The sequence below is a fragment of the Dyella mobilis genome (assembly GCF_016904945.1).
Lineage (GTDB): Bacteria > Pseudomonadota > Gammaproteobacteria > Xanthomonadales > Rhodanobacteraceae > Dyella_B > Dyella_B mobilis.
Genome location: NZ_JADIKF010000038.1, coordinates 234591 through 247142, shown reverse-complemented (window position 1 = coordinate 247142; position 12552 = coordinate 234591). Strand labels below are relative to the sequence as shown.

Here is a 12552-nt window from a genome sequence, read left to right as displayed (position 1 = left end):
AATGTGGCGAGAGCAGCAGTTGAGTTGTAATGCCATCAGGCTAAAGAAAAAGTCCGATGGGTTAATAACCGGCATCTCAGGTGGACGTAATGGTTCAAATCAAGCATCAAACGCTAATAGTCGCCATCCAGGCCGTTGATGCGCAAATTCGCGCTATGCACATCGATTTTGCTGACGAGTCCGACCCCATGGCCTTTCAAATCCTGGATGACTGGCAACAAGCCGCGGATGATCTTGAGCGGGCCTACGGCGAGTTGGCTTCGACGGTCATTAACCTCCCGGCGTATAACGAGCTAGTTGGTCAGTAAGGTTGTTGTTGGGTCGCGTTTTCTTGATCAGTGGTAAGGAAGGCTGCCTGCCCTGATGACTTTGCGTAACAACCATGCGGCAAATGGAATGGCACCCCTGGCCAATGAGGCGCTTAGGGAAGCCCCTTTTCGCTATCGCTAATCTTTTCCGGAGTCGCCACGTGAGACCAAGCCCGACACAACCGACTGCGCTGCAAGATATCCAGGTACCCATCAAGCTGAAGCTCGCCGCGCTGTGGACCAGCCTGATGTTCTGCTACATCTACGGCGACTACTTCGGGCTTTGGCAGCCCGGCAATCTCGAAGGCATGCTCAAGGGCCAAATGGGTCCGCTTGGTGCCACGACGCAGCCCGTGCTGCTGGGCTTGTCGGTGATGATGGCCATTCCCAGCCTGATGATTTTTCTGTCGCTGGTGATGAAGCCGTCGATCAACCGCGTGGCGAACATCGTCTTCGGCTTGATCTATACCGTGATCATGCTGGTTTCCATGCCGGGCGCGTGGTGGTTCTACGTGATGTTCGGCGTCATCGAGATGGCGTTGTCGCTGGCGATCGTCGGGTATGCGTGGCGATGGCCGAGAGAGCAGGCATCGGGCTAGGTTCCTTTTCCCTTCATTCCCGCTCGAATTGCGCGATGTCTTGCAGCATTGCCTCGGCGTGTTTGATCGAGCTTCCGGCAAAGCTGTCTTCCAGGCGTTGACGCTGGCCGAGCTTGCAGATCAATGCATACGCCAGGCCGACCACGAGCAGTGAGCCCGCACCCAGCAACACGAGCCACGGCAGCGAACCGGAGGCCTGGTCCCACGCGTTGACGCCGGCGCGATCCATGGCGTACTGCGCCAGCATGAGCATGACTGGAATCCAGATGATGCTGCCCAATACGCCAAATACGCGTGCCTCCACGTTTACCCGCCACGCGCGAAGCTGGGCCAGGCGCCGTTGTATCTCCAGCACCGGGGCGGCGTAATCGACGGTGTGCACCAGCGCCAATACGCGCGCCGGGAAAATGATCGACAAGGTGCCGAATGCCTGCATGGCGATCCCGCAAGCCATCGCCTGCCAGATGCCGATGTGGGAGGACCAGAAGCCGATGCCCCACAGGGCAATGACCACACCCAGCGCCATCAGCGCCAACTGACCCCACACCAGCGTTCGCAGCCCGCGACGCAGGCGATCGGCCAGGCTGTTGCGAAATAGCTGCCGGTCGAGCACGTGCTGGCGGTCCAGGCGATGGTTGAGCGCTTGCCAGGCTTGCTTCATTTCGTCGAGTTCCACGGTCATGCTCCCGTCGAGGCCGCGCCGGTCATTTGTCCGCGCAGCGTTTGCTTGATGCGGCCGATCTTGGTGGCCACGTTGGTTTCGGTGATGCCGAGGATCTGTGCGATCTCGGCATACGACTTGTCTTCCAGGTACAGCAGAATCAGTGCGCGGTTGAGCGGATCGAACTGACCGATAAAGGCGTACAGCGCGGTCAGCCGCTCGTCCGGCTCGGGCATCGGTTCGGCGCCGATGCTGTCCCGGTGCTGCTGGTCGAGCGGTTCCAACTTTCCGTTCCAGCTGCCGCTGGTTTTGCGCAATTGCGAGATCGCCACGTTCAGCGCCACCCGGTACAGCCAGGTGGAGAACTTCGCCTTGGACGGATCAAAGCGCGCGAACGAGCGCCAGGCCTGCAGCCCGATTTCCTGCGCCAGATCCTGCCGGTCTTCGTTGTGATGGGCGTAGAGGCCGGCCACCTTGAACACGATGCCCTCGTGCTCGCGGAGCAGGGTTTGGAACTGTCGTGGATCGGTTCGCGGACTCATGCTCGCTCGTTTGCTTTCCGGTTCATCCCATGATTCGCGTGGCGGAAGAAAAAATCACAGTACGGCGGAAGATTGGAGGATGGGGCGGGAGCGGTGTCAAGCATGCTTTACATCGCACGCCCCTTTTTTAGCTTGCGAATGAGCGAGAGAATGAGCGCGCTGCCGGTTTGATGGCCACCCGTGAATGGAGCAAGCGCATGTCGGGGAAGAAAACGTGGGCCATCGGCCTGTTGTTGCTGGTGGCGGTACTGGGTGCAGGCATCTATGCCTGGAAAAGCCAATCCGGCGCGAACCGCCCGGCAGCGACCATCGCCACCGCGAACCCGCCGCAGCAAGCGGCCAAGCCTGTCGTGAAAGCCCCGGCGGCAACGTCCGGCAGCACGACAGATACCTATGCCAATGACCGCTTCAATTTCACCGTCAACTACCCGACGCAACTGCTGGTGCCGGGCAAGCCGGCGGATAACGACGATGGCTTGCGCTTTGCGCCGAAGTCGGGCGATGCCGATATTCGCGCCTGGGGCGAATACAACGCCAACGAAGATTCCCCCGCAGCGCTGCTGAAATTCGATCTCGACCACGACTGTGCCAAGGACAAGGTGTCCTATCGGGTCAGCAAGCCGGACCTGGTCGCGTATTCCTGCCTCAACCCGCAAGGCCGCGTCGTCTACCAGAAGGTGATCATTCGCGACGATACCCTCGCCAGCGTGCGCTTCGAATACGACACGAGCGAGCAGGCGACCTGGGCGCCGGTGATCAAGCAGATGGCCGGATCGCTCAATCTCGGGCCGGACCCGGTCGCGCAAGAGCTGCGCTGACGGCCGTCCATGGCGTTGTGGATCAGCGGGATTTTTGCGCCGATGCCGCCGATCCGGGCGCGGCGTGCCTGAGCGATCCTGCCGAGATCGCCCAGCCTGGAGCGATCCTCAACGTCCATCCCGGCCCCGTGTACGTGCCATCGTTCACGCGGAAGGCGCCGTCGACCGTGGCGGTCTTTCCATCGGTCGACACGAGCAGGCCGCCATCGACCGTGAGTGTTCCCCAATCGTCGTGCAGCACCGCGGTGGGATAGACGATGCCGAACGGTGGCAGCGGAAAAAGATTCTGCGGATTGAATTCCATCTGCACGTGCAGCAACGGCAGTTTCAACGTATCGCCGTCCACCAGTTTGGACTTCCATTTGGCGGCCGCCTGATCGCGTACGTGCTTGGCCTGCGTTTCTTCCTCTGCGATACCGGCGTAGCCGTATGGGCCGCGCACGGAACTCGCCGAAGGCAGCGGCGCATTGCCGATCGCTTCGTGCAGCATCGCTCCCAGGTCGCTGTCGGGGCGCAAGCGCGTGCGCCATCCCGGCGAATAGATATCCAGCAACAAGCCGTATGCGGGGCCCGATGCATAAGCGAAACTGCGCACGTACGCATCGCGGTGATCGTAGTCGGCCAGCGCCTTCAACGCGGAAGCGATCGAATCGGCGGGATTGCCCAGGCGCTTGCCGGTGTATTCGGCCAGCCCCTCGTTGATTTCCAGCGCATTCTCGCTTGCCGCCGCGTCGGGAAAGCGCGATCTGCGCCATTGGCGAAAAGCCAGCGCATCGCGCACCGCCGTTTTGCGCGCCTGGCCGTGTTCGCTCAGCGCCTTGGCCAGCGCGCGCCATTCCAGTCGCATGGATACCCGCCCTTCCAGCGTCGCCAGATGCTCCGGCAGCGGTGCGGGGGGAGGCGGCAGCCGGCTGGGCTGGATGCGATGAAACGACTCGTGCATGAGCAGTTCGTCGCGCCGGGTCTGATCTGTCGGCAGCGGCAGCATCACCATGATCCAGCGCGTTCCTTGCCACTCGGTCGAGGTATTGGCGATACCCACGTCCGGCGGCAAGACGCCGGTGTAGATGTCTGCGTCGCGCTTCAGGCTGCCGTCGCGTGTGTTCTGATTGGCGACGATCCGCCGGCTTGCAGCGTCGACCAGCAGCAGCGGCCCGCAAAGGTTTTGCCCCCAAAGATGGCCTTGGTCTCGCGCGCAGAGCGTATTGAATTCGGCGATCGCCGTTGCAGGCGAGACGGCCGCTGCGCGAGCCAGGCTGGGAGCCAGCAGCCAGAACGGGATGACGGCGAGCGAGGCTCCCGTGACGAGCTTGCGAGCCAATCGAGTGGTGACGAACATGGGATCTTCCAGGCAGTGCGGTACGTCCGTTGTAGGCGGCCCCGGTACCTGCTTCATGCCTGCTCTGTATCGGCCGACGGCTGCACGGACACGATGGCGATACATTTCTGATATATACCGCCCAGGTGAGCAGCCAAGCGAAAAAAATCATCGTCGTGGAAGACGACGGCAGCGTGCGTGACGCCATCGTCGGCTACCTGGCGATGCACGGTTATCACGCCGTGCCCGCCAAAGACGGTCGCGAGCTCGACAGCCTGCTCGCCAACGAAATGCCCGACCTGGTGGTGCTGGACATCATGCTTCCCGGTGAAAACGGCCTGTCCATCTGCCAGCGGCTGTTGGCGAGCGGGCCGCCCGTGCTGATGCTGAGCGCGCTGGGCGATACGGCTGATCGCATCGTCGGATTGGAAATCGGTGCGGCCGATTACCTGAGCAAACCGTTCGATCCGCGCGAGCTGCTCGCGCGGATCCGCTCGGTGCTGCGCCGGGATGCGCGCCCGGAAACAAGCCGCGCCTGCTATCGCTTCGACGGCTGGCTGCTCGAAGAAGAGCTGTTGCAGCTCACCGCACCCAACGGTCACGTCGTGCGCCTCACCGCGGGTGAATTGAAAATGCTGCTGGCCTTCGTCACTCACCCGATGCGCGTGCTTTCCAGGGATGCGTTGGTCGATCTCACCCATGAAATCATCGATGGGCCGTTCGACCGCGCCGTCGATCTTGCCGTGAGCCGCTTGCGCCGCAGGCTGGCCAGCCACGGCGGCGAATCCCTGATCGAAACCGTGCGCGGCTTCGGTTACCGGTGGCGTGCTGCGGTGGTTCGCCGGTGAAGCCGCTATCGATCCTGGCGCAAGTGACGGCGCTGGCGCTGGCCACGTTGCTGCTCGCCTTTGCATTGTGTTTTGCCGTGGTCATCGCCACGCCTGCACCGAAACCGCTGCGCATGACCATCGGGGATGCCGTTGCCGCGTTGCAGGGAAAGCCTGGCCGCAATTTCACGCTGGACAGTGGCGTGGCGCCGCCGTCGGGCCCTGGCATTCCGCAGGTCGAAACGGCTATCGCAGAAGCCCTTGGCGTTAATCCCAGCCGTGTGCATGCACGTTGGCTGGGCGTTGCAAGCATGGCCAGGCAAGTCGGCCAGAGTGTCGTGCTGGTGGGCAACCGCGCGTTGCTGGTGGACAGCGACGATGAAGGACTGCGCATGCGCTGGAGCGGCAACGAAACCTTCGCCGCCGATACCGAGATGCCGCCGTTCATGGCCTGGTACCAAGGCGCCAACGGTGCCTGGCAATCGGTGTCGCCGGTCGACCTGCGGCTTGCCGCGTGGCGACTGAGGATGCTGATCGCCCTGGGGCTGGCGCTCGTGCTGCTCGCTTTCCCTACCTGGTATGCAGCCCGGCGCCTGACCCGACCCATTCAACGACTTGCGACAGCCGCGGCAGGCAGCGCGCTGCACACCTCGCATCCCTTTCCGGTGGAAGGCCCAAGGGAAGTGAGAGAAGTCGGCGCGGCCATAAATGCCATGCACACGCGCCTCGCTGACGAGGCCGACGAACGCTTGAAGATCTTCGCGGCCATTGCGCACGATTTGCGCACGCCGTTGACGGGTCTGCGCATCCGCGCCGAATTCATGCCTCCCACGGAACGCCAGCGCGTGATCGAAGACATCGACCGCATGGCGGACATGACCGCCGAGTTGCTCGATTACGCCCGCTTCAATCATCGCCCTCTGCATCGCGAATGCATTGACCTGACGGCGTTCCTGGCCGATGTGGCGGAAGGCCGCCGTTCGGTCGCGCAAAACGTTGAGTTCCATGCCGGCAGCGACGAGACTCTCGTGCTGGCCGAAAGCGCCGCGTTGCGCCGAGCCATCGACAACCTGATCGACAATGCGCTGCGTTTCGCCGGCGATGCCAAGCTGTCCATCGAGCATCGACCCGGCTACGTCGATATCCACGTGGATGACAACGGTCCAGGCATACCCGAGGCGTTACTGCAGGAAGTGCTCAAGCCGTTTTCCCGCCTGGAAGGATCGCGCAGCCGCGAAACCGGCGGCGCCGGACTGGGCCTGGCCATCGTGACGCGCATTGCCGCCTCACACGGCGGGGCATTTGCGCTTTCCCATCGGGCGCAAGGTGGTTTGCGGGCGACGCTGAGCCTGGTGATGGAGTGATTGCTGCTTAAGGGGCACGTGAAGCAATTGCCTGCGTTCGATAGGATCGCCGCCGCACTCCAGGCGCCGTCGTCCGCGCGCGTGTCCGAGCAAAGTGTCCGCGGACACTCATCGCTGCGATAGCGCCAAGCTAAGCCACTGAATTGCCGCGCCGTTTTTCATCGGCTCAGCGTGGCACGTGGCTTGCTTCGATCGCCCAGCACTGGAGAGTGTCCGCTGCGGTAGCTCCAACGAACCAAGGAGAGTCGGTCTTGTTTGCCTACTACTTGTCGCTCGGCTTTCGCAGCCTACGCAAGGCGCCCATCTTGACCGCCCTGATGGTGATGTCGGTGGCGTTTGGCGTCGGCGCATCGATGACCACGTATGCGGTGTTCCGCGCCATGTCCGGCGATCCGATTCCGTGGAAATCGTCCAAACTGTATTTTCCGCAGTTGGACGTCTGGGGACCTAAATCGCGCGCGGGCAATCAGGCTAATGGCGAGCTGCCGGATACGTTGACCTATACCGATGCGATGGCCCTGATGCGCCACCGCACGGATGTGCCGCAGACGGCGTTGTATCCGATCGCGCCGACTGTCTATCCCGATGATCCGACGAAAAAATCCGTCGCGGTGGGTGGCCATGCGGTTTACGGGGATTTCTTCAAGATCGCCGACACGCCGTTCCGCTACGGCAGCGCGTGGTCGGCGCAGGACGACCAGAACCACGCTTTGCTTGCCGTCATCAACAGCGATCTCAACGAGCGGCTTTTCGGCGGCGGCAACAGCGTTGGCAAAGATCTTCGCCTGAATGACCGTACCTACCGGATCGTCGGCGTGCTCGACCATTGGCACCCGCAACCGAAGTTCTACGATCTGGCCAACAGCATCGCATTCGGTCCGGCTGACGACGTATTCATACCGTTTACCGCGGCGGTCGATCAGCAGATGCCGACCAATGGCGGCTTTGGCTGCGGGGCAGCGCTGCCTGCATCGGGATTCGCCGGCATCCTCAACTCCAATTGCGTGTGGGTGGCGTACCTGGTGGAGCTCGATGACGCCAGCCAGGTCGCGTCGTTCCGCACCCTGTTGCAAGGCTATCTCAGCGATCAGCAAAAGGCGGGCCGTTTCGACTGGCCGCCAAACTATAAGCTGCGCAACCTTCCCGCCTGGATGGATCTGGAACAGGTGGTACCGCCGGAGACCAAGATGTCGGTGGTGGTGGCTTCCTGTTTCCTGCTCGTGTGCATGGTCAACGCCATCGGCCTGTTGCTGGCGAAGTTCATGCGCCGCTCCGGCGAAATCGGCGTGCGCCGCGCCATGGGGGCCACGCGTGGAGCCATCGCCCTGCAATTTGGCGTAGAGGCGGCCACCATCGGCATTACCGGCGGCATCATCGGCTTGCTGCTTACCTGGGGCGGCATCGCGTGGATGCACCACGCACTGCCGGAGGACGTGGCCGCGTTGACCCGGATCGATGTGACCTTGCTGGCGGAAACATTGTTGCTTGCCATCGTGTCGGCCATTCTCGCCGGCCTGTATCCCATCTTGCGCGCTAGCGGGGTACGCCCGGCCATGCAGCTGAAGATCGATTGAGGAAAGCACCGTGGCCATCCATCCCATCATCGCAGCGTTGCGCAAGCACAAGACCGGCACGGTGCTGATCGTTCTGCAGATCGCGCTCACCCTTGCCATCGTCTGCAACGCGTTGTTCGTGGTGACGCAGCGGCTCGAACGCATCCATCGCGTCACCGGCATCGACGAAGCGGACATCCTGTTCGTATCCACGTCCCACGCCGGCCTCAGTGCCGATACGGACAGCGGCAAGGCGCGCATCGACGCCGACATCCAGGGCGACCTGCAAACGCTGCGCAAACTGCCCGACGTGGCCGACGCGTATGAATCGGAAATGCTTCCGCTGTCCAACGACAACTGGACGCTCGGGCTGAAGCGATCGCGCGACGATCGCCGCGGCGCACCCGGCGCAATGGTCTATGCAGACGATCACGCCATATCGACCCTGGGCATCAAGCTCATTGCCGGACGCAATTTCCAGCCCGACGAAATCGCCCAGCACACCTTGCTGGGCATGCTCGAACCGTCGGTCGTCATCATCACCAAGCACATGGCCGATGAGTTGTTTCCCAATGGCGATGCCTTGGGCAAACAGGTTTACATGGTCGGCGGCGCGACCAAGCCCAGCACCATCATCGGCATCGTCGACAGGTTGGAGAGCGCGGCCAGCCAAACCGACTCCGACAATCTTTCCTGGAACAGCATGCTGCTTCCGTATCGCATGACCGAGTCGCAGCGGTACTACGTGGTCCGTGCCAAGCCCGGCCGCCTGGAAGCCGCCATGAAAAGCGTGCCGGCCGCGCTTTATGCGCAAGATCCGCAGCGGGTCATTCCGGATGGCCAGGGCGACAAGGCCGGTGTGCGCACGTTTGCGCAGATCCGCGAAGAGGCCTACAAGAGCGACGTGGGCCTGGCGCAGTTGATGGTCGCCATCAGCATCACGCTTCTTGCCGTCACGGCGGCGGGCATCGTGGGGCTCTCCAGTTTCTGGGTGGGGCAGCGCCGCAAGCAGATCGGCGTGCGCCGTGCGCTCGGCGCAACCCGGCACAGCATTCTTTATTACTTCCTTACCGAGAATGCGTTGATCAGCACCTGCGGCGTCGTGCTCGGCGCGGCGCTCGCGATCGGCTTCAACCTGTGGATGGTCACCCAGTTCGAGATGCATCGTCTTCCCATGCCTTACGTGGTGTCGGGAGTCGTTTTGCTGCTCATCCTGGGTCAGGCCGCCGTACTGGGGCCGGCGCTGAGTGCCTCGAGCGTTCCCCCCATCGAGGCTACGCGGTCGGTGTGATAGTGAATGATCGCGGCTATGAAACCAGCGGTGCGCCACTGGGTTATGCAACACTTTCTTTTTCACAGATAATCGGGTTCGAGGAGAACCTATCAATGCGCCTGACGACGCTTGCGATGGTGTTCCTTGCGCTTTGCGCACTCTCTTTCCACGTCGACGCGCAGGCCGTTCAAATCTTCAAGTTCACGGAAAGTCCCGGCCCTTATGCGGTGGGATTGAAGGTTGTCGAGCAATACGATCGCGAGCGCAGCTTCCAGGGCGATGCCGACCATCAAGGCCAGTCCCAGCGGAGCGAGCACTCCCGGCCGGTGCAGACACTCATCTGGTATCCGGCGCAAAAGACTGCTGCGAAACCGATGACCGTCATGGATTACCTCAACGTGACGGCGACGGAAACCAGCTTCGGCAAGCCCCGGCTGGATCAGGACTGGAAGCAGAACCTGGCCGATATGGCACCTGCCTTGACCCAGTCGTCGTGGGCCGTACGCGATGCGTCGCCGGTGCCTGGACATTTTGCCGTCGTCATTTACGCGCCGGGCGCCGGCGGTCTCGCGCCGGAAAATTTCGATCTTTGCGAATACCTGGCCAGCCATGGCTACGTGGTTATCGCAAGTCCAAGCATCGGTGCGAGCGCACGCGACATGAAGCTCGATCTCGCAGGTGTCAATGCGCAGGCGCGCGACATCTCCTTTCTGATCAACTATGCGCAGACATTGCCCGATACCGATATGTCCAGGCTCGCCGTAGCGGGATACAGCTGGGGCGGACTCGCCAGCCTCTTCGCCGCCGCACGGAGCAACCGTGTCGATGCGCTGGTATCGATCGACGGCAGCCTGCGTTACTTCCCTGCGCTGGTAGAGCAAGCGGGCGACGTGCATCCGCAGCAGATGAAGATACCGCTGCTCGCCTTCACCCAGGGCGATATCACTCTCGAAGACGAGCAGCGCTATTTCAAGGAAGCCAGCCAGGGGCCGAATGTCCTCAACCAATGGGTCCACGGCGATCTGGTGACCGTGCACGTGATGGGTCTTGCCCATCAGGAATTCAGCGCCATGAATCAGCGCGACGAGGTGATGTGGCAGAAGGTGGGTTACAAGGACGACTATGGCCGGCAGGATGGTGCGACGGGCTATGCGCTGGTTGCGCGCTACACCTTGCAGTTCCTCGACGCCTATCTGAAACACGACGCTGCGGCCATGGCTTATCTCAAGCAGGCCCCGGCCGAACACGGTGTGCCCGCCCATACCATTACGGTGAAATTTCGGCCGGCAAAGCGCTGATCGGCTCCCGTTGGCCCGTGCGAAGGGTATAGTCCACCGGGCAGCAATGGAGGGGCGCCATGAGTCAAACCGTCATCCCGCAACTCAGGATCACCCGTGCAGCCGCCAGCCTGCAGTTCTATGTGCATGGCCTGGGTTTCATGGTCGATTGGCAGCATCAGGTTGGGGCGGGCGCTCCACTCTTTATCCAGCTCACCCGGTCGGGGCAGACCATCTTCCTCACCGAGCGTGCCGGCGATTGCGAGGTGGGCGGAGCGGTGTATTTTTCGGTCCCGGACGTGGACGAGTGCTACCGCAAGTTCCACGCCAGCGGCGTGGCCATCGCCAATCCTCCGAAAATGACGCCGTGGGGAACACGGGAAATCGTCGTGACCGACCCCGACGGCAATCGCCTGCGATTCTCGACGGCGGTTGCGCGATAATCGCACTGCCGTTTGAGCAACGAGAATGATCCACGAACCGCCGAATGATGGCGGTGTTTGCTATCGGAGCGGGTTTTGAAGCTGGAATTTCAGGGAAGCAGGCTTGACGCGCCCGGCGGGCCGATCGAGGTGGGGTTTCCCATCATCGACGCGCGGCGGATCGAGGACGTTATCGTGGTTCTGTGCGATTGGATGGCCTTTCCCAGAGGCGAGCCTGCCCGCAATCTCTTTGGGTTCGGCTTGAACGGCGAACACCTGTGGCGGGCGCAGGACATCGGAATGCACGCCATCGATGCCTATACGGACATCGTCGCCGAAGTCCCTCTATCCGTGTTCAACTACGCTTGCTTTGCCTGCACGATCGATCCTCGATCGGGCGAAGTACTGGCCAAGCAATTCACCAAATGATTTTTTCCGTCCGTTTTCGCACAAAATCGGCCGCGATTTCCCCGAGGTAGCCATGGTCACTTCCGACACCCTGCAAAAAGCATTGCTTCGCCTGTTCGAGCGCTACGAGGTGGAGCTGGAGCCCGATGAAGACTGGCTGGTGACCGATGGCGATTTTCCCGCCGTGCGCGCCAACTGGCACGAGGGAGAGGGAGATTCGCCGGGCCGGCTGGATGTGGACGTGGTGATCAGCGAGGAACGCCAGATGGAGGACAGCTTTGCCGGCAGCGGACGCGGCGAAGTGGGCCTGCGCGATGCGCTGGCCGCGTTCGAGCGCAACGTCCTGCACGTGCTGCTGGCGGCGTGCTGGTATGTCACGGACGATCGGCGCATCCAGCTGCAAAGCTGGGACATCGGCGTGCGCAACTGGGATATTTTCGTCGGCCCGCTTGCGTTCGATCGCGACGATGTCGCGGCGCCCGACGGCTTGCTGCCCGCCTTGCAGGAAGCCCTTCGCAACGAATCCCTGAGCGGCGAACTGCACTGGATCCGCCTGTTCCACCGCCGCCTGGATGATGGAACGGTCACCAGCGAAGCGCTGCTGGATAACGAGCCCTGGCTGGCCGGCGATCGTCTGCTGGGGCACTTGAATTGGCCATCGACGGACAAAGGTTATAGCGCGCGTTGCTTCATCGCCCTGGATATCCGGGACTACTGAGGCCTCCAGAGCTTTGGCGCTGAACCCTACTCGTGAGCAATCATGGACCTGTCCGCACGCCATCTCGTGTTTCACGGAAGTATCGTTTTGCTGATCGGCCTGCTTTGCGGTGCGCCTTATGGACGCGCCATCAGCCGTAACGCGCCTGCCAACATCGTCCACTCCTGGCGGGTGGCGCACGCCAGCCTGCCCATTGGCGCGATACTCATGTTCGCCGTGGCGGCATTGCTGTCGTCTTTTGCGGTGACGGCGCAGGTGAAGTGGTTGGTGGCGATCGCGCTGATGGTTTCCGCATATGCTTTTTCGTTCTCGCTGCCGCTGGCTGCGATGAGCGGTCATCGCGGTCTTTCCTCTGGCAGCACGCTCAGTGCAAAACTCGTGTTTACCGGCAACGTGCTGGGTTCCATCGCGTCGCTCGTGGCAGCGCTTGCGCTCGTCTATGCGAGTTATGTCTCGCTGTGAAT

Annotated in this window: 15 protein-coding genes; 12 read left to right on the top strand and 3 right to left on the bottom strand. The window is 62.1% G+C overall.

The genetic code is table 11. The annotated features are described in order from the left end of the window. Positions 1-89 precede the first annotated feature (89 nt). Both ISS99_RS08785 and ISS99_RS08780 read left to right on the top strand, forming a co-directional pair. Positions 90-308: a Tsi2 family anti-toxin gene (locus ISS99_RS08785; RefSeq protein WP_204631236.1), complete on the top strand. Its 219-nt coding sequence runs from the start codon at positions 90-92 to the stop codon at positions 306-308. A 161-nt stretch (positions 309-469) separates the two neighbouring features. Beyond that, a complete protein-coding gene (locus ISS99_RS08780; RefSeq protein WP_204631235.1) occupies positions 470-907 on the top strand; it encodes a DUF6326 family protein in 438 nt (145 codons plus the stop codon). A gap of 13 nt (positions 908-920) precedes the next feature. Here ISS99_RS08780 and ISS99_RS08775 read toward each other — a convergent pair whose 3' ends face one another. Next, positions 921-1589: a hypothetical protein gene (locus ISS99_RS08775; protein WP_204631234.1), complete on the bottom strand. Its 669-nt coding sequence runs from the start codon at positions 1587-1589 to the stop codon at positions 921-923. Further along, complete coding sequence (locus ISS99_RS08770; RefSeq protein WP_204631233.1) at positions 1586-2110, bottom strand: RNA polymerase sigma factor; 525 nt, start codon at positions 2108-2110, stop codon at positions 1586-1588. Before ISS99_RS08770 ends, ISS99_RS08775 begins: the two co-directional genes overlap by 4 nt. Before the next feature lie 197 nt (positions 2111-2307). Between ISS99_RS08770 and ISS99_RS08765 the strand changes: the two genes are divergently transcribed. Beyond that, positions 2308-2928: a hypothetical protein gene (locus ISS99_RS08765; protein WP_204631232.1), complete on the top strand. Its 621-nt coding sequence runs from the start codon at positions 2308-2310 to the stop codon at positions 2926-2928. A 22-nt stretch (positions 2929-2950) separates the two neighbouring features. On the opposite strand, the gene ISS99_RS08760 is transcribed toward ISS99_RS08765, so the two are convergent. Then, positions 2951-4324, bottom strand: a complete 1374-nt coding sequence (locus ISS99_RS08760; protein WP_204631231.1) for a hypothetical protein — start codon at positions 4322-4324, stop codon at positions 2951-2953. Between the two features lie 68 nt (positions 4325-4392). Between ISS99_RS08760 and ISS99_RS08755 the strand changes: the two genes are divergently transcribed. The 9 genes from ISS99_RS08755 to ISS99_RS08715 all read left to right on the top strand — a co-directional run bounded on the left by ISS99_RS08755 (position 4393) and on the right by ISS99_RS08715 (position 12550). Then, positions 4393-5094, top strand: a complete 702-nt coding sequence (locus tag ISS99_RS08755; protein WP_284343770.1) for a response regulator — start codon at positions 4393-4395, stop codon at positions 5092-5094. Next, positions 5091-6437 carry an ATP-binding protein gene (locus ISS99_RS23660; RefSeq protein WP_204631230.1) on the top strand — a complete coding sequence of 449 codons (1347 nt, stop codon included), beginning with the start codon at positions 5091-5093 and terminating at the stop codon, positions 6435-6437. Before ISS99_RS08755 ends, ISS99_RS23660 begins: the two co-directional genes overlap by 4 nt. A gap of 251 nt (positions 6438-6688) precedes the next feature. Beyond that, positions 6689-8011 carry an ABC transporter permease gene (locus ISS99_RS08745; RefSeq protein WP_204631229.1) on the top strand — a complete coding sequence of 441 codons (1323 nt, stop codon included), beginning with the start codon at positions 6689-6691 and terminating at the stop codon, positions 8009-8011. Positions 8012-8021: 10 nt separating this feature from the next. After that, positions 8022-9281: an ABC transporter permease gene (locus ISS99_RS08740; protein ID WP_204631228.1), complete on the top strand. Its 1260-nt coding sequence runs from the start codon at positions 8022-8024 to the stop codon at positions 9279-9281. Positions 9282-9376: 95 nt separating this feature from the next. Further along, positions 9377-10561, top strand: coding sequence for a dienelactone hydrolase family protein (locus ISS99_RS08735; RefSeq protein WP_204631227.1), 1185 nt, complete (start codon positions 9377-9379; stop codon positions 10559-10561). 59 nt (positions 10562-10620) lie between these two features. Continuing rightward, a complete protein-coding gene (locus ISS99_RS08730) occupies positions 10621-10983 on the top strand; it encodes a bleomycin resistance protein (protein ID WP_204631226.1) in 363 nt (120 codons plus the stop codon). 75 nt (positions 10984-11058) lie between these two features. Then, positions 11059-11391, top strand: a complete 333-nt coding sequence (locus ISS99_RS08725) for a DUF7957 family protein (RefSeq protein WP_204631225.1) — start codon at positions 11059-11061, stop codon at positions 11389-11391. Positions 11392-11443: 52 nt separating this feature from the next. Then, a complete protein-coding gene (locus ISS99_RS08720; protein WP_204631224.1) occupies positions 11444-12088 on the top strand; it encodes a DUF6348 family protein in 645 nt (214 codons plus the stop codon). A gap of 42 nt (positions 12089-12130) precedes the next feature. Further along, positions 12131-12550, top strand: a complete 420-nt coding sequence (locus ISS99_RS08715) for a styrene oxide isomerase (protein ID WP_204631223.1) — start codon at positions 12131-12133, stop codon at positions 12548-12550. Positions 12551-12552 lie beyond the last annotated feature (2 nt).

Coding starts and splice junctions, on each gene's coding strand:
- ISS99_RS08730 (WP_204631226.1), top strand. CDS start 10,621: ATGAGTCAAACCGTCATCCCGCAACTCAGGATCACCCGTGCAGCCGCC.
- ISS99_RS08770 (WP_204631233.1), bottom strand. CDS start 2,110: ATGAGTCCGCGAACCGATCCACGACAGTTCCAAACCCTGCTCCGCGAG.
- ISS99_RS08765 (WP_204631232.1), top strand. CDS start 2,308: ATGTCGGGGAAGAAAACGTGGGCCATCGGCCTGTTGTTGCTGGTGGCG.
- ISS99_RS08785 (WP_204631236.1), top strand. CDS start 90: ATGGTTCAAATCAAGCATCAAACGCTAATAGTCGCCATCCAGGCCGTT.
- ISS99_RS08715 (WP_204631223.1), top strand. CDS start 12,131: ATGGACCTGTCCGCACGCCATCTCGTGTTTCACGGAAGTATCGTTTTG.
- ISS99_RS08760 (WP_204631231.1), bottom strand. CDS start 4,324: ATGAAGCAGGTACCGGGGCCGCCTACAACGGACGTACCGCACTGCCTG.
- ISS99_RS08775 (WP_204631234.1), bottom strand. CDS start 1,589: ATGACCGTGGAACTCGACGAAATGAAGCAAGCCTGGCAAGCGCTCAAC.
- ISS99_RS08735 (WP_204631227.1), top strand. CDS start 9,377: ATGCGCCTGACGACGCTTGCGATGGTGTTCCTTGCGCTTTGCGCACTC.
- ISS99_RS08720 (WP_204631224.1), top strand. CDS start 11,444: ATGGTCACTTCCGACACCCTGCAAAAAGCATTGCTTCGCCTGTTCGAG.